Consider the following 267-nt stretch of genomic DNA (forward strand, 5'->3'; position numbering starts at 1 on the left):
ATCTAATGCTGGTACATCAGTGCTGAGGCCTGCTTGAGTCGTTAAGGTACCGCGAGCATAACCGGTTCTATCCATCGATTGAGCAAACAGGGTATAGGTATCAGCGCTGGGCTCAACGATTATATCGTAGGTTTCGCCTGGCCCAAAGCGAAATTCATCTACGGTGACGGGTTCTACATTGATGCCATCTGCCTGCACTACCGTTAATGCTAGCCCTGGGATCCGCACGTCATAATAGCTGTTACTGGCGCCATTGATGAATCGCAA

At 49.8% G+C, this 267-nt stretch carries 1 protein-coding gene; it reads right to left on the reverse strand.

Annotated features, from left to right (window positions below; all coding sequences use genetic code 11):
* Positions 1–267: cupredoxin domain-containing protein (locus tag MTCD1_RS19350; protein WP_498067574.1), on the reverse strand; the 267-nt coding region annotated here is incomplete at both ends.

The organism is Colwellia marinimaniae (assembly GCF_002207865.1).
Lineage (GTDB): Bacteria > Pseudomonadota > Gammaproteobacteria > Enterobacterales > Alteromonadaceae > Colwellia > Colwellia marinimaniae.